General features: G+C 42.5%; 22 protein-coding genes. 7 read left to right on the forward strand and 15 right to left on the reverse strand.

Annotated features, from left to right (window positions below):
• Nucleotides 1-37 precede the first annotated feature (37 nt).
• The 6 genes from HRU23_07155 to HRU23_07180 all read left to right on the forward strand — a co-directional run bounded on the left by HRU23_07155 (nucleotide 38) and on the right by HRU23_07180 (nucleotide 5,905).
• Nucleotides 38-898 carry a methyltransferase domain-containing protein gene (locus HRU23_07155; protein NRA53907.1) on the forward strand — a complete coding sequence of 287 codons (861 nt, stop codon included), beginning with the start codon at nucleotides 38-40 and terminating at the stop codon, nucleotides 896-898.
• Nucleotides 899-979: 81 nt separating this feature from the next.
• On the forward strand, nucleotides 980-1,573 hold the full coding sequence (locus tag HRU23_07160; protein ID NRA53908.1) for a hypothetical protein: 594 nt from the start codon (nucleotides 980-982) through the stop codon (nucleotides 1,571-1,573).
• Between the two features lie 11 nt (nucleotides 1,574-1,584).
• On the forward strand, nucleotides 1,585-2,655 hold the full coding sequence (locus HRU23_07165; GenBank protein ID NRA53909.1) for a chemotaxis response regulator protein-glutamate methylesterase: 1,071 nt from the start codon (nucleotides 1,585-1,587) through the stop codon (nucleotides 2,653-2,655).
• On the forward strand, nucleotides 2,648-3,838 hold the full coding sequence (locus HRU23_07170) for a chemotaxis protein (GenBank protein NRA53910.1): 1,191 nt from the start codon (nucleotides 2,648-2,650) through the stop codon (nucleotides 3,836-3,838). The genes HRU23_07165 and HRU23_07170 overlap by 8 nt, the downstream gene beginning before the upstream one ends.
• Nucleotides 3,839-3,861: 23 nt before the next feature.
• Nucleotides 3,862-4,170: an STAS domain-containing protein gene (locus HRU23_07175; protein ID NRA53911.1), complete on the forward strand. Its 309-nt coding sequence runs from the start codon at nucleotides 3,862-3,864 to the stop codon at nucleotides 4,168-4,170.
• A 7-nt stretch (nucleotides 4,171-4,177) separates the two neighbouring features.
• The gene (locus tag HRU23_07180; GenBank protein NRA53912.1) at nucleotides 4,178-5,905 is read left to right on the forward strand and encodes a SpoIIE family protein phosphatase; all 1,728 of its coding nucleotides are present in this window, start codon (nucleotides 4,178-4,180) and stop codon (nucleotides 5,903-5,905) included.
• 64 nt (nucleotides 5,906-5,969) lie between these two features.
• On the opposite strand, the gene HRU23_07185 is transcribed toward HRU23_07180, so the two are convergent.
• The 13 genes from HRU23_07185 to HRU23_07245 form a co-directional block, all read right to left on the reverse strand.
• Nucleotides 5,970-6,479, reverse strand: coding sequence for a purine-binding chemotaxis protein CheW (locus HRU23_07185; GenBank protein ID NRA53913.1), 510 nt, complete (start codon nucleotides 6,477-6,479; stop codon nucleotides 5,970-5,972).
• Nucleotides 6,480-6,556: 77 nt separating this feature from the next.
• Nucleotides 6,557-8,665: an EAL domain-containing protein gene (locus HRU23_07190; GenBank protein ID NRA53914.1), complete on the reverse strand. Its 2,109-nt coding sequence runs from the start codon at nucleotides 8,663-8,665 to the stop codon at nucleotides 6,557-6,559.
• An 18-nt stretch (nucleotides 8,666-8,683) separates the two neighbouring features.
• On the reverse strand, nucleotides 8,684-9,307 hold the full coding sequence (locus tag HRU23_07195; protein NRA53915.1) for a chemotaxis protein CheC: 624 nt from the start codon (nucleotides 9,305-9,307) through the stop codon (nucleotides 8,684-8,686).
• Between the two features lie 5 nt (nucleotides 9,308-9,312).
• Nucleotides 9,313-9,690 (reverse strand): response regulator, encoded by a 378-nt coding sequence (locus tag HRU23_07200; protein ID NRA53916.1) that lies wholly within the window; start codon nucleotides 9,688-9,690, stop codon nucleotides 9,313-9,315.
• Nucleotides 9,691-9,982: 292 nt separating this feature from the next.
• Nucleotides 9,983-11,281, reverse strand: coding sequence for a PepSY domain-containing protein (locus HRU23_07205; GenBank protein ID NRA53917.1), 1,299 nt, complete (start codon nucleotides 11,279-11,281; stop codon nucleotides 9,983-9,985).
• 86 nt (nucleotides 11,282-11,367) lie between these two features.
• Nucleotides 11,368-13,575 (reverse strand): TonB-dependent receptor, encoded by a 2,208-nt coding sequence (locus HRU23_07210; protein ID NRA53918.1) that lies wholly within the window; start codon nucleotides 13,573-13,575, stop codon nucleotides 11,368-11,370.
• Nucleotides 13,576-13,956: 381 nt separating this feature from the next.
• A complete protein-coding gene (locus HRU23_07215; GenBank protein NRA53919.1) occupies nucleotides 13,957-14,637 on the reverse strand; it encodes a Fe2+-dependent dioxygenase in 681 nt (226 codons plus the stop codon).
• A 27-nt stretch (nucleotides 14,638-14,664) separates the two neighbouring features.
• Entirely contained in the window at nucleotides 14,665-15,780 is a 1,116-nt protein-coding gene (locus HRU23_07220) for an alpha-hydroxy-acid oxidizing protein (protein NRA53920.1), read from the reverse strand.
• 163 nt (nucleotides 15,781-15,943) lie between these two features.
• Complete coding sequence (locus HRU23_07225; GenBank protein NRA53921.1) at nucleotides 15,944-18,268, reverse strand: TonB-dependent receptor; 2,325 nt, start codon at nucleotides 18,266-18,268, stop codon at nucleotides 15,944-15,946.
• Between the two features lie 25 nt (nucleotides 18,269-18,293).
• The gene (locus HRU23_07230) at nucleotides 18,294-19,202 is read right to left on the reverse strand and encodes an energy transducer TonB (protein NRA53922.1); all 909 of its coding nucleotides are present in this window, start codon (nucleotides 19,200-19,202) and stop codon (nucleotides 18,294-18,296) included.
• Entirely contained in the window at nucleotides 19,203-19,610 is a 408-nt protein-coding gene (locus tag HRU23_07235; GenBank protein NRA53923.1) for a biopolymer transporter ExbD, read from the reverse strand. It abuts the gene before it with no gap.
• Between the two features lie 3 nt (nucleotides 19,611-19,613).
• Nucleotides 19,614-20,087: a biopolymer transporter ExbD gene (locus HRU23_07240; protein ID NRA53924.1), complete on the reverse strand. Its 474-nt coding sequence runs from the start codon at nucleotides 20,085-20,087 to the stop codon at nucleotides 19,614-19,616.
• Nucleotides 20,084-20,779 (reverse strand): MotA/TolQ/ExbB proton channel family protein, encoded by a 696-nt coding sequence (locus HRU23_07245; protein ID NRA53925.1) that lies wholly within the window; start codon nucleotides 20,777-20,779, stop codon nucleotides 20,084-20,086. Before HRU23_07245 ends, HRU23_07240 begins: the two co-directional genes overlap by 4 nt.
• 462 nt (nucleotides 20,780-21,241) lie before the next feature.
• On the opposite strand from HRU23_07245, the gene HRU23_07250 reads away from it, so the two are divergent.
• Nucleotides 21,242-22,147 carry a LysR family transcriptional regulator gene (locus HRU23_07250; protein NRA53926.1) on the forward strand — a complete coding sequence of 302 codons (906 nt, stop codon included), beginning with the start codon at nucleotides 21,242-21,244 and terminating at the stop codon, nucleotides 22,145-22,147.
• 74 nt (nucleotides 22,148-22,221) lie between these two features.
• Here HRU23_07250 and HRU23_07255 read toward each other — a convergent pair whose 3' ends face one another.
• Both HRU23_07255 and HRU23_07260 read right to left on the reverse strand, forming a co-directional pair.
• A complete protein-coding gene (locus HRU23_07255) occupies nucleotides 22,222-22,692 on the reverse strand; it encodes a hypothetical protein (GenBank protein ID NRA53927.1) in 471 nt (156 codons plus the stop codon).
• The gene (locus tag HRU23_07260) at nucleotides 22,692-23,897 is read right to left on the reverse strand and encodes a PepSY domain-containing protein (GenBank protein ID NRA53928.1); all 1,206 of its coding nucleotides are present in this window, start codon (nucleotides 23,895-23,897) and stop codon (nucleotides 22,692-22,694) included. The genes HRU23_07255 and HRU23_07260 overlap by 1 nt, the downstream gene beginning before the upstream one ends.
• Nucleotides 23,898-23,964 lie beyond the last annotated feature (67 nt).

The following is a 23,964-nucleotide window of genomic DNA, read 5'->3' on the forward strand; positions in this document are numbered from 1 at the left end:
ATGGTTGCTTCACTGCACTGAGGAGTAATGGTTGACAATGAAACTTGTAACCGACACATCTGCTCGCCCAAAAAAGGCCGAACGAGAGTTTGCGCTGAGCAGTCATAATTTTGATCGGATCCGAAATCGGATTTATGCCCATGCCGGAATTTCACTGGCTGATCATAAGGTCGATTTGGTTTATAACCGGCTGGTACGTCGAATTCGTGCGCTACAGTTAAGTGGTTTTCCTCAATACCTTGATTATATCGAGCAATCCGAAGGTGAACTGTCGCATTTCATTAATGCCATGACCACTAACCTGACGTCGTTTTACCGTGAAGCTCATCATTTTGAGTACATAAGTACTACCTACTTAGCGCAGCTAGAGCAGGCGGGGCAACGCAAATTACGCGTTTGGTCTGCGGCTTGCTCTGTTGGCGAAGAACCTTACAGCATTGCGATATCTTTGCTCGAATCCGGTATTGATTTATCAGACTGGCAGGTGGAAATAATTGCCACAGACATTGATACCAATGTTTTGACAACGGCCAAGGCCGCAGTCTATCCGTTGCAACGGATTAAAGGTTTATCGCTGGCACGTAAGAGGCTGGGCTTTCTAAGGGGCACAGGTGTTAATGCCGATCAAGTTATGATTAAACCGCAGTTACGTAATTGGCTTACCTTTAGCCACTGTAATCTAATGGAACAATGGCCGGTTACTGAACAAGTCGATATTATATTTTGCCGTAATGTAATGATTTATTTCGATAAAGATACGCAGAATAAATTGTTGGCACGAATGGAATTATTGTTGAAACCTGGAGGCCTGCTTTGTATCGGACATTCCGAGTCACCGGCTAGGCCAATGGATAATTTTAAATTACTTGGGCGAACCATGTATCAAAAATTAACCTAGCGGGTAGTTAAGATAACAATTAGATCGCGAATTTATTTAGTTATTGATGGCGCGAGTACAACAAGGAGCAGTAAGCCTAAGATGGAAAAGTTTTCTGAGTTTAAACATATCAGGCAATTTTGGATGCCAAAACACCAAAGTTACGGCGTTAAAATTAAGGCGGGAGAATATTACGTAACCGTTCAGGATGAAATGATTGCCACCGTATTAGGCTCTTGCATCGCGGTGTGTATTCGTGACCCTAAAGCGGGTGTCGGCGGGATTAATCATTTTATTTTGCCAGATACGAATAACGATATTCTATCGGCGTCAAACCGTTATGGTGTTTTTGCGATGGAACAGCTGATTAATGGCATTATTAAACGTGGTGGCAAGCGTGAAAACTTTGAAATAAAGCTTGCTGGTGGCGGTAATATTATGGGTGGCTCCCACTTGATTGGCCAACGAAATATCAAGTTTATAAAAGACTTTTTAGCGACTGAAGGCTATCGGATCACCAGTGAGGATCTTGGTGGAAATAGACCCAGAAGAATGTTGTATAACATTACCCGGGGAAAGCTTTTGGTGCAAAAACTTAATAGCCAGCACCATCAGGAGCTTGAGTTTGAAAATATGGTAAAAAATACGCCACTTCCCGCTCAGGATTACGGTGATGTTGAATTGTTTGCTGATTAAGAGATAAATAAATGAGCCCAATCAAAGTACTTATTGTCGATGACTCAAAGTTAATGAGGCAAATTTTGACCGAGTTTTTGTCGCATGAACCTAACATTACGGTGGTGGGTGCTGCGAGAGATCCCTTTGAAGCACGCGACATGATTAAACAGCTTAATCCTGATGTTTTAACTTTAGATGTTGAAATGCCAAAAATGGACGGCATTACATTTTTGCGTAACTTAATGCGATTGCGACCAATGCCAGTAGTGATGTTGTCAACGCTAACTTCGCAAGGTGCTGACGTCACGTTGCAAGCGCTGGAACTGGGCGCTGTAGATTTTATTGCTAAGCCAAAATCGCAAGAGTTGCTCAATAATCAGAGTGATTTTAAGCAGGAACTAATAGCTAAAATTACCTGCGCTGCGGCGGTTGATCCTAAAAAGTTGCGATCAGCATTCGAGTCCAATGATAATTTATTAAAATTTAATACAGACGTTTCCAACTGCATTATTGCTATTGGTGCCTCAACGGGGGGAACTGAAGCCTTGCGCTTTGTGTTAAGGACAATGCCAACCAACAGTCCCGCCATCGTTATAACTCAGCATCTGCCAGCTAGTTTTAACCTTAGGTTTGCTCAACGCCTTAACAGCCATTGTCGTATGACGGTAACTCTGGCACAGACTGGGCAAAAATTAGAACGAGGCCATATTTATATTGCGCCTGGCGACCGGCACCTTAAGTTTACTCAGCGCGGTGACGACTGCTTTTGTCAGCTTGATGACTCACCGCCCGTTAATCGTCATAAACCGGCAGTTGACGTGATGTTTAGTTCGCTAGCTCAACTGGAGCGGGTCAAGGTTTTTGGCGCGCTGCTTACCGGAATGGGTAGTGACGGTGCAGCGGGAATGTTAGCGCTTAAACAAAAGGGCCATTTTACGTTAATTCAGGATCTGGCATCGAGTGTGATTTGGGGAATGCCCGGCAGCGCATTCAAGCTCAACGCTCATTGTGAGCAAAGCCCGCTAGACGATGTGGCTAACAGGTTAATTACGACAATTTCTCAAGCTATAAAAGTTAACAATAGGAAACAAAATGTCTAAGTTTCATCCGCCAGTAGTCTGGCTTGGTATTATGGCTGTAATGTCATTGATGTTATGTCAAGTGTTTGATGTTACATCAGTTTGGCAATATGCTATCGAGTTTACTTTACTGGGTGTTTTTACCTTTCAATTAATTAATCATCAACGTACCCGGATGATGGGTGCATCTACGGCTGTTGGCGTAGAGAGTCAATATGAGGTTGAATTTAACCGCACATTATCAGAAATTTATAGCGAACTTGAGCAAACGATTAGTTGTGAACATCAGGTAATTCATACCGAAGTTGATCGTGCGACTCATTTGGTGCGTGATGCTGTTCATGGCATGAGTGATTCATTTCATAGCATGAAGGCGCTAACAGATAAGCAACATAAGTTATTAAATGATTTGCTCGCGTCCCAGCAGAACTCTGAATCACCAGAAAGCATTCAAAGTTATATTGCTGATTCTTCTTTGTTGTTAGAGCAATTTGTTGGTGTTGTCATCAATACCTCAAAACAAAGCCTAAAAGTGTTAAGTCATATTGATGACATGGTGGTTCAGGTTGATGAGATATTTAAGCTGCTTGAGAGCGTTGAGGGGTTGGCAACCCGAACCAATCTGTTGGCATTAAACGCCAGCATTGAAGCGGCGCGAGCCGGTGAAGTTGGTCGTGGTTTTGCGGTCGTTGCCGATGAGGTTCGTTCGTTATCAATAAGCTCCTCAGAGCTCAATAGTCAAATTCGTGGTCTAATTGATGGCGCCAAAGGCACCATTAATACCCTGCGCTCATCAGTCGAAGCAATGGCTTCTGCCGATTTATCTCAGACGCTTGATTCGAAAGCCAAAATAACTGAAATATCAAAAAGTGTTACTGGGCTGAACAGTAATATGCAGCACACACTTACTGTTTTGGCGCAAATGAGTGATGAAATGGATGGTGCAGTCGTTGATGCAGTACGTTCATTGCAATTTGAAGATATTACGACCCAAGCGTTGCAATCACTTAATAGTAACATCGAACAGTTTGCTCTGGTGGGTGATGAGCTTAAACGACTAGCGCGTAGCAACCAACCAGTTCAATCTCAACTACAGACAATTCGCTTAGTTTGCGAGCAAGCTAGATTGGAAACATCACAACAAAAAAGTAACCGCACCGTATCTCAGGATGATATGGCTGAGGGTGAAATCGAGTTATTTTAAATTGATATTAGAAGGAAGTTATTTTGGCAATTACTAGTTCAAATTCAACAGTAAACAGAGATGTTGTCATTACAGTGACAGATCGTTTTGATTTTTCACAATACAAAGTTTTTCGTGATTGTTACCGTTCTGAGAATACCGTGGGCAGAGTATTTAGGGTTAATTTAAAGAGGGCGACCTATATGGATTCGTCGGCGCTGGGCATGTTGTTATTAATGAAAGAACATGCCGATCAGATTAAAGGCAAGGTTATTATCGAAGAGCCTAATGACGCGATCAATAAAGTGTTTGAAATAGCCCAGTTTCATCAGTTAATGGAAGTTAAGAGCTAGTATTGAAATGAAAAAGTTGCTTAAAACAGTTTTAATTATTTGCAGTAACGGTAATGATGGCAGCGGATTAGCTCAGACTTTATTTACTGGACAAAACTTAACTATTACGGTGAGTGAGAGCGGCGAGCAAGGCATTGTCGAGTTTTATCGCCAGCCGCCGGAGTTAATTGTTATTTACCCGGTATCGACTGATGTGGCGGCTTTTGATCTATGTAGTCAGCTTAAGGCGCTAACAACTCAAACGTCGGTGCCCATAATGTTAGCGGCTGATGAGCTTGATGAGCAATGTATCACCCGTTATATCGATGCCGGTGTTGATGATATTGTTTATAAATGGATCCCATCTAGCGCTTTTCGTTTAAAACTATACTCACTGTTTCGCCGCAGCGAGATTTATCAGCAGCTTTATCAATTAACCGCACAAAAGCAGCATGACGAAGAATTAGCCGAACAATTATTTAGCCGGGTGGTTGAAAAGGGCAATATTGCTGAACGGCAAATAAAAATATTTAAACGATCGGCCGATACTTTTAGTGGTGATGTACAAATTACGGCAGCGTGCCCCAATGGCGATATTAATATTCTGTTGGGTGACTTTACGGGGCATGGTTTAAGTTCAGCTATTGGTGCCATTCCGTTAGCTGAAACGTTTAGAGCGATGACAGCTAAAGGTTATGACCAGCTTGCAATAATAAGACAAATCAACCGTAAGATGCATAGTATCTTGCCCACCCAGATGTTTCTTGCACTGTCGATGGTGACACTCTCGGTCTCTGAGCGTGTCGCCTATGTGTGGAACTCTGGCATGGAAGATGTGTTAATTTTCGATAATGGCTCGGGAAAATTAGTTAAGCGCATTGGCTCATTTCATCCGCCGTTGGGTATTTCGTCTAATTTATTTAATGAATCAACTCCGCGCGTTATTCCTCTGGGTGAGCAGGATCGGATCATTATGTACAGCGATGGCCTGGTTGAAGCGAGAAACCCGGCGGGAGAAATGTTTGGCGAGCAGCATTTTGTTGAAGCTGTTACTTTAGGCCTGCATCACAATACCGTTCAGCAAAATATTATTAGTGCGTTGGAATTCTTTTGCGAAGATACTGAGCAAGATGACGATATCTCATTAGTTGATATTAGCTGTGATATGGCGGCTTATCCGATAGTTAATGACAAATTGCTGGCAGAAGCGTCGACAGTGTCGCAGACAATGACACCACGCACGGATTGGCAGTGGAACTGGGATATCGCACTTGCGGGCGATAAGCTGATTAATGTTAACCCTGTGCCAATAATTATGAATCAAATTCAGGAGATGGAAGGCACAGGCGAGCACTGGCATAATCTTTATACGGTGCTGACTGAGCTTTATGTTAATGCGTTAGACCATGGGATTTTGGGCTTAGATTCGGCAATCAAGAGCTCGCCGCAGGGATTTGCGCAATACTTTGAAGAGAAAGAGCAGCGTTTAAGTGAGACTTTCGAGGGCTACATAAAATTTAAACTTAAACACTATGGCAATAGTGAAGGTGGAGCCTTAGACATAACAATTACTGACTCTGGTTCAGGGTTCGAGTTTACACCTTGGATTGAGCAGCAAGATGATATGCTCAGTGATACGCTGGTGAGAAATTCGTTTAGTGGGCGTGGTATTAAGCTAGTGCGGGCGTTATGTCAGGAGCTAAGCTATCACGAGGGGGGCAGAACAGCCAAAGCGTTATATGTATGGCACAAGTAAACTTGGGTTCACATGCTTAAGCAACCATTACGTCATCAGATGATAGCGTAATGGTTGGGCATGGCTAAGCAGCAACTTGGTCTAGCTGCTGCGGACTAAGCAGAGTATCAACATTGAGTAATAAAATTAATTTCTCGTCAATTTCAACCAGTCCTTGTAAATACTGAGTGTTTAAGCTCTCGCTACAATCTGGTGTTGAACGTATATCGGCTTGATTAATCATATGAGTATCGGATACCGCATCCACCACGATGCCCAGTACCAGCGCTTTACCATTATTATTAATGTTTAATACGATAACGACAGTGGTTGGTCCGTATTCAACACTAGCTAATGAAAAACGCTCTCTGAGATCAAGGATAGGCACAATAGTGCCACGTAGATTAATGACGCCTTTAATAAAAGGAGGGGTATCAGGTAGCTGAGTTGTTTCTGTCCAGCCTCTTATTTCATGCACTTGCAGTATATCGACGCCATATTCTACGCCATTGAGGATGAAGGTTAAAAACTGACGCATGCCATCTTGCATCCAATCAATGTTATGGTTTGTTTGCTGTGAATTAACTGGCTGCATAATAAGTTCTCTAAATTAAAAAAGTAAAACGAGGAGGTATCTCAGTAATGCGATACGCTCTTGAGTCTGGATTGAGATCAATCAATTAGTTCAATTTCTTTGTTTTGTGATGAAATTGGAATTAATATCTCATCAATCGGGACCGGTTTGCTAAATGCATAACCTTGGGCGTAATCAACGCCAATTTTTTTTAGGTGATGAGCAATTTCGTCATTCTCAACAAATTCTGCAATGGTTTCAATGCCCATCACATGACCTATATCGTTGATTGATCTCACCATGGCTTCATCGATAGGATCGGTTAAAATGTCTTTAACGAACATGCCATCAATTTTTAAGACATCGACCGCTAGATTTTTTAAATAACCAAAAGATGATAAACCGCTACCGAAATCATCAAGCGCGAATTTACAACCATGTTGGCGCAGTGATTCAATAAACATCTTAGCCGCACTTAAATTAGTAATCGCTGCGGTTTCAGTTATTTCAAAGTAGATTTGTTGTGCCGGAATTTTATTGAGCTTTAATTGGCTAATTATATAGTTAAGCAATGGTGTATTACCGAGAGACTGACCCGATAAATTAATTGAAATATGGTCTACGTGACTTAGTTGATCAGAATGTCTGCTAATCCAGTTAAAGGTGTTTTTGATAACCCAATGATCAATGCGAGTTGCTAGGTGGTAACGCTCAGCAGTGGGCAAAAATTTTGCCGGTGATATTAACTCGCGCTGGTGGTTAACGAGTCGTAGTAATACCTCAAAACTTGAATTGCACTTTTTATTAAGCGGTACTATTTCTTGGGCGAATAAAGCAAAACGATTTTGATCAAGCGCTTCACCTATTTCGTTAGCCCAATAAGTATCATCTTGGCGACGCAATAAGGTTTCATCATTGTGACGATATACCTGTACTCTGTTACGGCCAGCATCTTTAGCGGCATAACAGGCAGTATCAGCTTCATTGAGTACATCAATATAATTGGCACTATTAATGTCAATGTGAGTGATGCCGATACTGACACCAACTGAGAACACATGGTCTTGCCAGCAAAAGCGGAAATTATTAATTAAATTAATTAATTCATACGCTTTGTTTTGCGCCTGTTGTTCATCTACTTCTTCCAGTAAAATGACAAACTCATCACCGCCTAAGCGGGCTAAGGTATTAGCTTGGCTAAAATGTTGCTGCAACAGGCAACTAACTTGGCGCAATAACTCATCACCGGCGATATGGCCACAGGTATCATTGATCACTTTAAATTGATCTAAATCGAGGAAAAATAACGTGTAGTTGTTAAGTTTTAGATGTGCTGCGCTAATAGCAAATTTGAGCCGTACCTCAAATTCTCGTCGATTAATTAGACCCGTTAACATGTCATGACTAGCTTGATAGCTCATTTGTGCCGTAATTTTCCGTACTTCGGTTATATCTTCTTGAATAATAACTAGATGAGTTACTTCGCCAGTGGTGCTAAAAATGGGAGAAATACACTCTTTAGCCCAATAAGATTGACCATCCTTGCGGCGATAATTAACTTCGCCTTGCCACTCATTACCGCTAAGTAAAGAAAGCCTGCGTTGCTGTTCTTGTTGGCGATTGTTTTCATCAGCACATAGCGACGATAATGACTGCCCGATGGACTCTTGCGGCTGATAGCCCGTAAGAATAGTAAATTTTGGATTAACATATTCAATCGTTAGATTGGTATCGGCAATGACCACTGACGTAGGGCTGTGCTCAACGGCTAATGATAACTTCTTTAGTTTTTGGCTATTTTGCTGTAATAACGACTCTCGGGCATAGGCTTCTGACATGTCTTGAATGTGGATTAAACAATGCCTTACTTTCTCAGCAGTACGGATAGGTAAAATAGTGATTTGTTGTTCGACATATTTATCGCTGCTACCACAGTCTTGATAGAACGGCAGTGGGTTTATATGTAATGTATTGGACAATACAGAGGCCATGCCTCGTTGCAACGCTTGCTTTATTAGCGGAATTAAAGGGCTGTCCGAGGGGAGCCCTAACGTACTAATTAGAGGCTGGCCCAGTACATCTTTACTGCTTAGGCGTGACACCTTGCTAACCCAGCGATTCCAATGTTGAATTTTTACGTCGTGGTCAACAACAATGATGCCGGTATTAATACGATTGATTAGGTCTTTTAATAACTCGAAATCCATGAGGGCGCTCTGTAGTTGTTAGGTATAAGCTTGCAGATAATCATCTAGCTCGGCCAGCAATATATCCATTGATGCCGCTGTCATCACAAAAGAGACTTGGCCACTAATCAATTTATTAGGCAGCGAAAATGACATGGCTAGCAATAGCACTAGCGCGTCTGGGCCTAAACCTAGGCGTTCGATATTCATGATGTAATCAATTTCACCGGAACGAAGCAGGGGAATGCCACTTTCTAGTTCACAATCTAACATGTCGCTAATACAGCCAAAACATGCGTTAAGAATGATATTGGAGACTTCTTTGAGTGCTTCATGCTCGAGTTCACTAAGCATTTCTAATGAAATTTCGCTACCTAATATTCGCCTGACTAATTCAAGGCTGCTTTGCTCACCAAAAAATAAAAATGCATTACCAGAAAAGTCCCCTTCAAATTCTTGCTCCACGGCATCTAATTTATGCTCGGCCGCATTTGACAACAACTTTTTTGCTTGCTCAATGCTCATGCAATCGAGGTAAGGAACGGATAATACTATTTCATCTTTTAACATTTCGCTTAAGGCTGCGGCGGCGTGCCCCATACCAATATTAAATAATTCACCTAATGCATCACGCTGCATTTCTGACAATAGAGAGGCTGACAAATAAATTAGTCCTGTAGGCTTGATAACTTTTGAACAAAATCTAGTACTTTTTGTTCGTTGATTGGCTTATTTATAAACTCAACCCCTTGTTCTTGAGCACGTAATTTAAGGCTTTGCTGAATATTGGCAGAAAATATACCAATCAGTGCATTGGGTTGCAGTTCTTTTAGCTGGGGGTAGGCATCTAGTCCGGTTATTCCCGGCATGTTGTGATCTAGAGTAATAAGTTCGAAATCCTGCTGCTGCGCCAGTTCGATTCCTTGGCGTGCATCTGCTGCTTCTACTATGTTCCAATGAGCATAGTGGGTTGATATTATTTTACACAGGATCATTCGACTGAGCTTACTATCGTCGATAACCAAACAATTTACTACAGAACTCATTGTCTACTTCCTTTTATTTATAACGATTGTGACAAGGCACTGAGGTTACAAATATCTAATAACAAAATACTAAGTATATAATTTAGTATCGAATTATAGAGTAAAACCATTAATAATTATAATACTATTGAGCAATATAATAGATGTAGCACTTAAGGATCTGTATCTGTCAGGAAATGGCTGGTTCATGGGGTTAAAATCACAGAACTTGCAGGATATTTTCATGTGATAAATTAATCCTGAAGATTAAATTTCAGCTATAAAAGTTGATGACATAGCAATCTGTAGCTTGTTACTCATTTTGTATAAGAGTCCTAAAATTACTAAACAGCACGGTCGCGATTATTAAACATAGCGTTATTAAAAACAGCGACAGCCATTTCCCCCAGCGCATATTGTGGCTGGCCGCAGACCAAAACTTGGCTTGAGGTTTGGGGTCGGCTTTGTTTACTCTCGCGATTCGCATGCCATACAGATAAGTGCCGCTCACGGCTAAAGTACTTAAAATAACCCCAAAAACAAAATAGATAATCTTTGATGGTAAGCCAGCAAATGTGCCGAAATGCAAGGGATCTGCGGCTTCAGAAATTCGCGCATGTAACGACAAATCCACACCACGATTAAGCGCGAGTTGCTCACCAGATCTCGGGTCGAAACTAATCATATTAGCCCGAGCTCGCACTAATATCGCACTGGCTTGACCTTGGAATAAAACGCCGTCGCCGGCGTGTTGGGGAAAGAATACCTTGGTTATTTCAAGCGCAGGAAACTCAAGGCGGGTGGTCGCGAGCATTTGATTAAACACAGCGACCGAGGGCATCACGCTTGCAACCTTTTTTTGCTCGGTTGTTTGCTGCGCGGTTGTATTTAAATTGGTATCTAAACTGGTATCTAAATTGGTCTCTAAAGCAGTATTTAAGCTCTGATCTAAAGTTGTGCCGCGTTCGGGATAAGTCGCCCGCAAGCCTAATACTTCAACTAAATACCAGATGCCTGTCACGGCAATGATCAACACAAACCACAGGCTCCATACACCGGCTAAGCGATGAACATCGCCCCAGAAAAATTTTCGGTGTGAACGCCGTGGCATTCTGAATAATCCACGCCACCATTTGCGGTAAATGACTAAGCTAGTGATTAATGACAGCATCATCCCCATGGCGACCGAGCTGACAATGGGAATGCCGATTATCGTTGGCAACATTAAATGGCGATGGGCCATTCTAAAAAATCGTTGCCAGTTGTACCAGCGACCCTCTCCTAAATATTGACCACTGCTAGGGTGGAAAAAATTACGATGATAGCTGCTCTCATTTTGTAGATAAACCAGTTCAACACTAAACCAAGGGTCGAGTGGGGCTTTGATGTGCAGTAATTTTTTGTTGGGCTGTTGTTGTTTAACTTTTTGATAAATAGCAGCCCAATTGGTTGATTTAACACTGCTAGTGTCCGTTCGCATAGCGGGATTAGTGAGCCAGTCTATTTCATGAGAAAACACCGCCAAGGTGCCGGTAATTAAAACAAAACAAATAAAGATCGAGAATTTAAACCCAACCCAGCTATGGACTTTGAACCATTTTGCTCGATTCACACCGTGACTCACTTCTTACAAATAAAACTAAAATCAAAACAAAAAAAAGCCCTAGATTAGGGCTTTTTATAAAACGCGCTTAAAGGTTATTCAAAATGATAGGTCACAGATACGCCCACTTGACGTGGGGCACCGCCACGAACAGAAACGCTATCGCCGTTACCTGGAGTGTTCATTTGCAAGTAGAATTTGTCGGTTAAGTTAGTGACATAGGCATCTATATTGTAATTTTCGCCTTGGTAGCCGGCTTTTAAATTAACCAAGGTGCGTGAGTTAAGTTTAATAGTATTACTAAAGTCACTATACATGCCGTCTTGGTAATTAACCGTACCGCTAACATAAAGTGCGTCAGTTAAGTAAATACGCGCGCCAATTGCTGCGGTTAAGTCTGGCGAATATACAAAATCGTTACCACTTAGGTCACCTTCGGTCGGGCTAACGAACCGGGTAAACTCAGTGTGGGCATAACCGATGCTGGCAAAAATACTAACGTCGTCAGACACCGTATAGTGCGTTTCGGCTTCAAGGCCATAAATCTCAGACTCGCCAGCGTTAACGGTAATGCAGTCATAGGTGGTTTCACATTCAGATACTTGCTGATCTTTCCAGTCGCCGTAATATGCGTTGGCGTTAAAAATAAGGTCACCTTGTAACCACACTGAGCGGTAGGCCAGTTCGAAGTTATCTAAATATTCAGGATCATACTGGTATTGTTCGCCAGTCAGCGATAGTCCTGCACCACCGGCACGGTAGCCTTGTTTGTAAAACGCACTAATCGACGAGTCATCGTTGATTGCGTAAGAAATGCCGGCTTGTGGTAAAAACGCATCATATTTTACTTGGTGTTCAGGGAAGTTGGTGGCGCTAAGTAAACTCATTAAATAAGCATTTGTTCCTGCAACACCCGCTTGAACTGCAGCGGGCACGGTGGCAGGATCTGGCAATTCGCTGCCAGTCACTAGACTGGTCGCAGAATTGGATAAAGAATCTTGAGTTTCGTTATCATAACGGAAACCTGCAGATACCGTCACTCGCTCTGTCAGTTTGTAATCCCATTCAGTAAATAACGCATAATTTGTCGTTTGCTGCTCAAACGGGGTGTGGCGATCAATTTCTAATATCGCGGGATAGAAAGGAGCTAACAGCGGGTTAGGAAGTAGGTCGGTTAGTTCAATATTGCTTAAGCTACGCGTATCGTTAACTAACTCCACTTCGGTATAGTACAGCCCGACCACACCTTGTAGTTTGCTTGAGTTGTAACTTAGGCGTAATTCCTGTGCCCAGTTTTTATCTTGGGCATTACGGCCACGGTAAGCATTGCCACCTTCTGGGCCTTCGTCGTCATCGTCAATACGAGAGTAGTCACCATCAATAAACGAAGTTACCGCGCTTAAATTAAATTGATCGTTTAGCTGATAATTTAGCTCAAGCGAACCCGTGGTTGCGTCATACTCTTCGTTGGCTGCGATATTGGCAGAACTGATAAAGCTGTCGATGGGTTGTAAATCTTCACGGTAAATGTCTTGACCGCGCACGGTTTTTGCATGACCTAATGCTACGTTAGCACTGAATTTTTCGTTAAATTCGACATAATATTGGGCGCGAAGATTGGTATTTTCGCGGGCATCAAACTCGTCATCATTTAAGGTAACATTGTTAATGTAACCGTCGGTGGTAGAACGTTGAGCAGATAGGCGTAACGCTGAATTTTCGGTTACCGCAATATTGGCCATCAACGAGCCAGCCTGCGATCCCAAATTACCCTTTTCAAGCTTTACGCTAGCCAGGTTCTGATCCAGTTGTGGTCGGTTAGTTTTCACCACCATTGCGCCGATCAGCGCATTACGGCCAACGTTAGTCGATTGCGGGCCACGTAGAATTTCCACCTGATCAACATCCCATAAATCCTTAGGATTAAAGCGGGTTGAATAACCGGTATAGGCGACATTATCAATATATAAAGTGCCTAATGCGCCGCTGCCGCCCCCCGTTGATGCCGAGCTTTGAGTAATACCACGTAAACCAAAAGACTCGCCGCCAGCAAAAGAAAAGGCGTTGGGGGTAATGTCGAGCAAGTCGCTAAAGCTAACTACTGGCATTAACGCAATATCATCGGCCGTGATAATAGAAACACTTTCTTTGGTGTCTTGCAGAGAACGCGCAATTTTTTGACCACTAACGGTAATAGTTTCCAGCGTTGACTCATCAGCTGGCAATGCCCCAGCAAAGGATAGTTGGCTGGTTGTTGCCATTAATGTTGCTAACGCAACCTTAGATAACGAAAAATGTTTCATGATGCTACTGCCTCGGATTTCTGGGTGGTGATGAAATTTGGCAGGATTGTAACACCCGTTTTAATTGTAAACAATAATGATTTGTATTTACTTGGAATAATATTGAACTAATTGAAATTAACTTAACTTACTGTATATCAATGAATTATGTGGTGTGGTTTTAATTATATGATTTATGTTGGGTATTAGTAGTGGGCTGTGCCTAATGAAAATCAGTGACTTAGCCGGTATGTGTTGAATAGTTATCGTGTCGTTTAATGGTAATATTTAAGCTTTTATAGTTAGTGGTTAACGGCTAGCTATAAAAGCTTAACCGTTTGGAACAATGCATTAGTGCGCTTTAGCTTTGAGTTATGCCGTAGCCGATAATTTAGCGCCAGCTTAACACTGGCTCCATGAGCGCACTAAGTTGTGATAAATACCCGTTAAGCGTTTTACTTCAAAGTCATCACTGCCGCGATCCATGGTTAATACTTGAATTGACTGGTCTAGTTCAAAAAGTTGCTCACGTTGCCCGCTGTCATTGACTAAGCTTTGAATCCAAAAAAAGGCGCAAACTCGCTTACCTTGGGTAACTGCTCGTACTTGATGCAAACTGGTTGACGGGTACAAAATTAAATCACCAGCACTTAATTTTACTTCTTGAGCGCCATATTGAGTTTCGATGGCCAACTCACCGCCTTGGTAATCTTCTGGCTCATCAAAAAATAGCGTTGCAGACACATCTGTACGTAAGCTTTGGCCATCGGCGAGCGACATAATCGCATTGTCGACATGCAAACCATAATGACCACCATTTTGGTAGCGATTAAATTTTGGCGGAAATATTTTGTTGGGCAAGGCCGCTGAAATAAACGTTGGATGAGTGCTCAAGCGGTGTAGCAGTGTTTGGCTTAAGTGCTTGGTTAATTCTGCATTATCGTCCAGCTGCTGATTGGCTTTAACATGAACGGCCTGGCCGCCAGCGGTTAATTTGCCATCTAACCAAGGAGCATGGTCAAGGTGCTCTCGAAACTGTTTCACTTCGTCTTTGCTTAATACTTGCGGAATGGTAAGTAACATAATTATTTCCTGAAATCGCGTCTTTGACTATGGGTTATAAAGGCAGTCGGGGGTGATATCAGCTAACGTTGCACAGCCCATAAGTGCCATGGTTAGCTCAAACTCTTCAACAAACAGCCGTAAAATGTGTGCTACGCCGAGTGCGCCCGCAACACCTAAACCGTGCAATTGTGGTCGGCCAATCAGTACCGCGTCAGCGCCTAAGGCAATGGCTTTAAAAATGTCCGAGCCACGGCGAATACCACTGTCTAATAACAGGGTGAAATCGGGGCCAACCTGTTGGCGAATCAGCGGCAGCATTTCAATGGTGGCCGGTAATCCGTCAAGCGTACGTCCGCCATGATTGGACACCACAATGCCTGCTAAGCCCATGGCAGCTGCTTTTTTAGCATCGTTAGGATTGATAATACCTTTGAGAAAAATAGGTAATTTAGTTTGAGTTTGTAACCAAGCGATATCTTGCCACGTTGGCGCATCGCCCATTATGCCATTAAGAATAATGCTTTGATCTGGGTTTAATGTTTGCGGCGGCAGTTGAGTGTGCTGGCTTAAATTAACCGCTTCAACACCTGCTGGCATAGTAAAATTCGCGCGTTGTGCACGGTTGCGCAGGCCATTTACTGGTGCGTCAATGGTCACGACTAAGCTGGTATAACCCGCTTGTTCGGCGCGTTTAACTAATGAGAGAGTATTTTCTTTAGCGTCTTGAAAATATAACTGGAACCACTTGTTGGTGGTTAGTTTATCGGCCATTTGCTCAAGTGTGGTTGAAGCAAGTGTGCTGCTAATAAAGCCAGTATTAATGACGTTAGCCGCTTCAATAGTGGCTAATTCGCCCTGCGGATGAACCAATTTTTGGTAAGCAACAGGGGCTAATAATATCGGGTACTTAAAAGATTGCCCGGCTAAATCGCACTGGCTTGAGGCATGCTCAAAGTTAGCCAATACTTTTGGAATGAGTTTAATTTGGTCAAAGGCATCGCGGTTGTTATTGAGCGTGATGTCATCGGCAACTCCGCCTTCGATATATTCATAAATATCGTGTCGGACAAAATGATGAAATATCCGTTGATAGTCACCCGGTGAAACAATATCGCGTGGGATCTGCTGCAATGGCGGGCTAATTTTTGCTGAATTTGGCATCGTTGACTAATTTAATAAAAATAATAAGTTAGGTGAATGTATATTATAAACCCAAGCAAGTACGGTTAGCACCTGCCTGAGTTTAGTTGTTGATCACTTTACAATTTTCATAAAGCCTTATTGCTAAGGCCTTGTCTATAAAGTGACGCTTTTAGCAATTTACTTAGAACTCGTATGAAAGCGTTAACTTAGTGTTACGTGCTGCGCCAATGTAAGCAAAGGTAGCACCACGATATGCCGTTAAGTAGTAGTCTTTGTCTGCAAGGTTAGCGACGTTTAGGCGAAGTTTTAGCTGTTCATTAATTTCATAATTAGCAAATAAATCGAACACTGTATAGCTAGGTACACTTAGCTCCTCGTTGGCAGCGCTGTCAGGTTGGCCAACAAAAATTTCACTTGAATAGGTTGCAACTGCACCCGCAGAAAACTGAGGTGTGAACTGATAACGTACTTGCGCATATGCACTTTCGTCAGCGAAGTTAGCTAATGCTTTACCAAGAGAATCATCATTAACCGAATCTAAAATCTCTGAATCCATTAATGATGCACCAAGTTGAATGCTTAGGTCATGAGTAATGTTACCAACTAATGATACTTCAAGCCCTTTAACACGGTTTTTACCTGTATTTAAAGTACCTTCAGACGTGTAGTCAGCACCTTCCATTACGTCACTTTTGGTGATTTGGAAAATAGCCGCTGTTGCCAATAGTTTTTCATCAAACAGGTTCCATTTGGTACCAATTTCGATGTTCTCTACTTTTTCAGGCTTGCTTTGGGCAATCGTTGTTGTGTCGCCACAAATGCCGCCGTAACCACAGTTACCGCCAACATCAGACTCGCCGCCGTTAATGTTAGCAGCGGTGCTGTATGTTGCATAAATATTGCCAGCGTCACTTAGCTGATAAACAAAACCGACGTGACCATTCCATAGAGTATCGTCATATGAATAGTTATTGTCCGTCACAATGCTAGTTGCTCTATCTCGACTGGCAACGGTATTATCGTAATCAAAGTGATCCATACGCACACCAACAAAAGCTGACAATTTATCAGTTAACTGTACCGTGTCCATTGCTGACAAAGAGATAGTCTCAACATTGTAGTCTGAGTCTTGGTCACCTTTGGTGATCTCACGTCCTAATAAATTATTAATGTCGTCAACCAGATCACCGTTAGCATCAAGTCCACAATAGCTTGCACTAACACCACCACGGCCTCCGACAATACAGTTGGTTGTGCCGGTATTGGTGTAGTTGTAAGCACCATTAGTTACATTCATGTCTGAATATTCAGCGCTGAAAATAAACTGATGTTCCATATCAGCCAGATCAGCGGTTAAATAAGCATTTAATTGATTAACAAAGTAATCAACCTCTTGCCAACCCTGGTGGGTGCTAAAGGCTGTTGTGGCAGCGCCTGGTGCATCTGGATCACTAGCATCTCTGGTACTCGCCTTAATTCCAGTAACGACGTAACCGTTTTCGGTGGTGCCGTAACGCATGCTATTTTGGAACGACAGTTGGTCATTGACCTTGTAGTTAGCACGAACCGTGTAAGTTGAAACGGTCGAGTCTAAGAAATCTTCATCTTGGGCGTAGGCAGGGATATCTTTAACTACTTGGTTAGTATCACGGATGATGTAGCTGCCTAAATCAGGCTTGTCATGGGCGTTTAAGTAGTAATAATCGGCTACGATTGCTAGTTTTTCTGTCGCATGGAAGTTACCCGATAACGCAAAACCGGTGCGTTTTTTATCTGCTGGCGCGCGATCAGGAACATCTGCACCGACCAATAAAATGTTGGCACGTACTGCGGCGTCTTCACTAATCGCAACATTGCTGTCTAAAGCAAAACGCTTGTAGTCGTTAGTGCCAACACCCGCTTGCAGCTTGTTAAAGTCATAATCAGTGCTTGCTTGCTTCGTTATGCTATTAACGGCGCCACCACTTGAACCACGGCCAGCAAAAGTAGAGCTTGGGCCTTTAGTTATTTCAACTTGCTCAACCGCAAAGCTTTCGCGCGTGGTCATGCCTGGATCGCGAATACTATCGACAAACACATCACTGCGCGCTTCGTGGCCACGGATAACATAACGGTCACCAAAAGCGTTACCGTTTTCACCTGTTCCCAAGCTAATGCCTGGTTGTGCAGCAAGAATGTCGCGTAAGTCTTCTTTACCTGACTCTTGAATTTGAGTTTGGGTTAACACCGTAATCGTTTGTGGTGTTTTTGCTAGCTCAGCCACGTGACGTCTGTCACCAGAGATTTTAGCTTTGTATGGCGCACCTTCTTCGGCATAAGGGTTAGTATCACTAGCGCGTTCTGTAACTTGCATCGTATCAAGTACAATTGGCTCGTCAATATCTTGAGCGTGTACTACATTGCCTACCAATAGTGCCGCAGCACTTAATAGTAAAGCGCTCTTACTGGCAGAAATAATTGGCTGGCGCAGACTAAGCGCTGGTTTAGCTTTAATACTGTTGTTCATGTTTATCCTACTTAATTATTGGTAATTAGTTATTGGTAATTAGAGAAAAATTAATGGGTATAACTAGAGTCAAACGTGCTCTTTTAAGTTTTTCAGGAGGCTGTGGTAAAGGTTGTGCCAGCTTAAGCATGTCTAATGCCGACTGATCTAACAGCTGATGCCCTGAGGTTTTCTTTATGCTCTGCGCTAAAACATTTCCGGTTGGATCGATAGTAAATTGCAGTTGAACAACGCCCTGTTGTTTTTGTTTTTTTGCTGCAATTGGGTATTGTTTGTATTTGTTGAGCCAGGCGAGTAAATGGGAAAAATAATCTTTATTACTGCCTTTAAAACCACCCGTTGATTGCTCCATTGCAATGCCGGTGCCTCGGACGCTCGCTTTGGTTGCTACTTGTTCTTTTGCCGCAACTTGCTTGGTCTCTTGCTCTGTTGGTTGAGTTGGCTGGCTGACTTTTTTAGGCGGCTGCTGTTTAATCTCTTGTGGCGTCGGCTTAACAACTTTTTGCTGCGCGACCTTTTTGGTGACGACGTAATCAGCTTTTTTAGTTGTCGGTACTAACTTTTTAGTGGTGAGTTGTTTAACTGCGACTGTTTTTTTCTCAATTATTTTCTTGGTGATTACTTGCTTGACTACCACTGGTTTAACAGGTTTTGGTTGTTCTTTTTTAACTGCTTTTACGGGCGCTGGTTGGACCGATTCCGGCTTTTTTTGCGGCGTGGTGGCCAAGGCATCTTTGGCTAACAACTGCTTAGCCATGTCAGCATAAGAACCGATTTGGCCTAAGCCGACGTCAATACCATTGGTACCTTCGCCAGTTGTACCATCGGTGGGTTGGTGATTCGCAAAAGCGAAATAACTCACAGCGACCAGCAAATGAAACATAATTGACAGTACGGCCAGCAGCAGACACTTTAACCAAGGGCTAGGGTTCATTTAATTGGTCCTAGTCTGTTGAGTAATAAGATTAATAGTGGCGATTTGATGCTGCCTAATAACATTTAATACGGTATCTAGGTAGCCAGCGGTCACCTGTTGGTCGACATGTAAATTAATACTATTAGGAACATCTTTAGCGATCGCTTGGCCAAATTGCTCTACTGACATCTTTGTTTCATTCCAATAAATATCGTTGCTCAGGGTCAAGGTGATTTGGACCGGTTGCGCAGTAATAGGGTGGTCAATCTGAGCCGCCACGGGGTGATTAAGCTCAACCGGAATAGAAGGTTGAATTGAGCCAGCCACCATAAAAAATATTAATAATAAAAAAACAATATTGATCAACGGAATAAGCGCATCATCAGATTGCTTTTTACGTGGTGCTTTTACGCTTAAAAGGCTCATCGGTTAATCTTCGCTCTTATCGTGCAATACATTACCCAAGGTAACTTGCGTTATGTTGGCCGCTTTTAGTTGGGTTAGGGTGGTCATAATTGTTTGCACATCAATTTGTGGCTGTGGAATTAATACCGTGGCCAAGCTTGGGTCGAGCACCGCAATTAAGTCGGCTAACGCGTTAAATTCTTGCGCGTGTTTATCATCGGTTAAAGCCGTTGTTAACAGTGAAAATGTCTTATTTTCTCTGATGATAACTAACTGGGTTTTTTCTTCGCTGACCAGTGAGTCGCTACCAGCATTAGCCGTTTGTAATTCAAGCTTATGCCACTTTATAAACGTCGAGGTCAGCATGAAAAACATTAATAAAATGAATACCACATCAATCAATGCCGTTAAGCTAATGGCTTTTTTTGCGCGCTTTTTTGTTGATAACGACGCTGCCAATGACGGGGTCGCCGATGATAAATTTAAGCTGTTGCTCATGAGGCGTTTTGCAATGTGCTGGTGGCCGGGCTAGTAGTGATTTGCTTGTTCGTAGCGCTAGCTTTGTCATTGGCTTTGATGGTGGCTTGCAAGGTAAATAGCCAGCTAAGATCGTCTTGGATTTGCTCCGTTTCAACTTCAACTCGACGCTCTAACCAGCTATGCGCTATTGATACTGGGATCGCAACGGCCATGCCGACAGCGGTGGTTAATAACGCCTGCCAAATACCACCCGACAATATCGCTGGGTTGACTTGCGAACCTGCGGCTTCCATGGCTTTAAATGCTTCGATCATGCCGAGCACTGTGCCTAATAATCCAAGTAATGGTGCAATCATTGCGATCACTTCTAATACCCGTAAAAAGCTGTGAAGCTGGCTAATTTCCAATTGTGCTAATCGTACTGACTCTGCTTTAGCGCTTTGGTCATCGAAATCAGCGTTATCAAATAACTGTAATGTTTTGGCAATGATTTTTGAGCGCGGATTCGCTTGGCCATTGACTAATACTAAGGCTTGGCTGCGGTGATTATTCGCCAGCAGTTTTCTGGCCTGAACCGCACTGGTATTAGATAGTTTTAATACTGCCCAAAATTGCCATGTTTTAAAGAAAAAAACCGCAACAGCGACGATAGAGCAAAGTGCTAATGCCCAAATGACGGCACCGCCTTCGATTAAAAAATTAAAAAACATAAACATTGGATCTAATAAAGAACTGGCCATTTTAATACCTCTTAAGCTAATTAATTTGCATTGTTATTGCTGATAAAGCGCTCTGGTCTGCTCCAGAGAATTTAGACTTCATTTGGATCATCACTAAATAAATAAAAACGCAAAGCTAAATATGATCGTTAATCGCAAGTCGAATGATTATCATTTGACTCTTGTGTTATAATAATACCGCCTAAAAATTAAGTTTTAGAAAGAATCTCGCTAAAATATGTTTTGATTGATGTGAACTTAGCGCAAAGTCTAATTTAAAAGTAAGTTTATTATGTTATAAATCAGCCGTTTTCTAAGTCGATTGAGAATTGGTATCTCGGCTTAGCCTGCTAAAAACCCGCACATAATAAGAGCTTAATATAGGAATGAATAGTGAGTTTTTACTTACATCACTATGAAGTGGAACTTAATAATTGATGAATAAATAATCAGATGGATAGTAATTTTATAAAACGGCTTAAACTAATGGCCATTTTTTGTCATGTAATTGACAGTGGTTCAATGCGCCAAGCGGCAAAAAATTTAAATATGACACCGTCAGCTGTCAGTCAGTTCATAACTCAGTTAGAAACAGAATTAGGGATCACGTTAATTTACCGCTCAACCCGCAAGATAAGTTTGTCGGAGGCGGGTTTAAATTATTACAAGCAAGGGCAGCAAATGTTATTGGCCGCAGAGCGAGCCGATAATGTGATTAGTGAACAAAAAGATAGCCTCGACGGTGAATTACGGATATCTGTACCTGTTGGCATGGCGACTAATCCGCTAGCCGAAGCGCTGGCCGATTTATTAAAAAGTCAGCCAAAACTTAATTTAAGCATTATTGCCAGTGACGAATATGTCGACCCAATTGCCGAGCGAATTGATATTGCGATTAATGTTGGTCAGCCTGCCGATTCAGGGTTTATTTATCATTATTTAGGCGATCCCGCGCGACATTTTTACGCCAGTCCTGAGTATTTACGGCTACATGGGCGCCCGGTAGTGCCTGCTGATCTAGAGCAGCATACTTGGTTAGGGTTAAGAAATAACTGCGCATTAAATCAAACCGTTTTGACTAAAGCTGGCAGTGATAGTATTAACTATACGCCTAAACTTAGAATGCAGTTTAACGATCTTAACTCGATGATTGCGCATGTTAAAGAAGGGCTTGGCATTGCAGTATTGCCGCAGTTAGAAATTAAACGACTCATTGGCACCGGTGAGCTGGTGTCGGTATTAGATGATTGGTCAATGCCGGGGTTTCATCTGTATGCGCTGACCATGGATAAAAAACTGTCATTAAAAGTTAAAGTAGCGCTTGATACGCTTAAAGACTATTTTAATAAGCAAGTTTAATTAGCAAGTTTAATATGTAAAATAGTGCCGCGTAAGTGCCAGATGTAACACGGGGTTTCATCTGGCGCTGGTCGTTATTTGGCGAGTAAATTGTCAGGTAAATTCCAGCTGGTAATTAGCTGTTCACCTTGCCAGTTTTCAATGGTTAGCCATACCTTATGGGTTGCTTGTAAAGCTTCAGGAGCAATGGCGTGAACATGTTGGCCGTGTTGGCTGCCATGTAAAATACCGTCAGTGCCCGCTTGTAAAGTAGCAAGTGGCAGCGCTGCTGCGCCGATGTTTAAATAAGCTTGGCGGATTTGCGCGATATCACCTTGTTTGAATATAAGCATGAAATCTTTTACGTAACTTTCATCATGCATATAAGGTTGTTTTAAATCAAAAGGCATTGGGCTAATTTCGTAAGCGCCTATTTGCTTAGCTGGCCAAAGCGCAGGAAATTCAGGTGCTAATGACTGATAGAAAAACCAACAAGGTAAAATCAACACCAGCGCATTCAATTTGTATTTGTGGCGATGCCACAGTGAGTTATTAAGACGTGCCATTAGTGACCCCCTGATTGTAAAATGTCAGCTGGCTGCAAAGAGTCAACGGGTTGCGATGTCGTGGCGACGGGTTGTTCGCGTCGACCCGCTTTAACCGTGCGACTGCCCCAGATTAAAAAGCCAGTAATTGACATGCCGCTTAATAAAATGCCAAAAACAAACCAAATAAACTTGGTAAATAATCCACCAATAGTCCCGTAGTGTAATGGGTCGGCAATGTGCATTAACGTTTGTAGTAGGGTCATGTTATGCGGTGCTATGTCGCTTTCAATCACGCCTGTCCAGGGGTTTATCGTCAATTTATATGCGGTGCTGTCGTAAAAGATAAAATCACCCGTGCCAGACAGGTGGTAGTTATCGCGGTTATGCTCAGGCAGCATGACGTAACTGGTTTTAAAGTCAGGGTAGCGCTGTTTGGCAATAGCGATAGCGTCTTGCAATGATACTGGATTAGCAGGAATGCTAGCGTTGTTGGTCGTCACTTCCTTCATCGGGACTTGGCTGACGGGGATTAAAGGCGCATGCGGCTCAATATCCACTTGGTTATGCCAAAAGATAGCTTGAGTTAAATACCACAATCCTGAGATGCTCATCAGTACCAAAAACCACATTGACCACACACCGGCGAGTCGGTGTAAATCGGCTAATAATGTCTTTTTTCCTTGGTGAAATCGTAGCTTAGGTTGGGTAAAAGCGCGCCAGAAATTTTTATAAATCATCAGTCCTGTTATTAACGCGCCGAGCATGACAAATGCCATTGCGCAGACTAAATAATAACCGACACTGTAACTGTTTTGCCACGGAAATAATAACCAGCCATGCAACGAGCGCATAAAACCAATAAAGGTAATGTCTTGGTTTATCTGTTGTATGTCACCGCTGTATTGATTGACGTACGCAATAGCGTAAGGTTTGTCGCTATCGGTAAAAACAATCGGCGTCACTAAATACGATTCCCGTTTCATGACCGAACTAATTTTTGCCGTCGGGTAAGCTTGTTGGACTATCTCAACTAACTCGTTAACAGGCTTTGCTGGTAGCTGCTGCGGGTTAGTCGCTCGTGCTGCTTGATTGGTTAACCACGTTAATTCATGACTGACCACTGAGATTGTACCGGTTAAACACACGACACAAAATATTAGCCAAATTGGCAGTGAACACCAGCCATGCAGGTTAAACCAAAATTTATTACTAAGTTTTGCCATTTGTTCTCCAGAGGAACTTTGTGATAACACGTATAAGTAGAAAACCCACGCTAACAATTTCGTTAGC

The sequence above is a fragment of the Gammaproteobacteria bacterium genome (genome assembly GCA_013214945.1).
Lineage (GTDB): Bacteria > Pseudomonadota > Gammaproteobacteria > Enterobacterales > Psychrobiaceae > Psychrobium.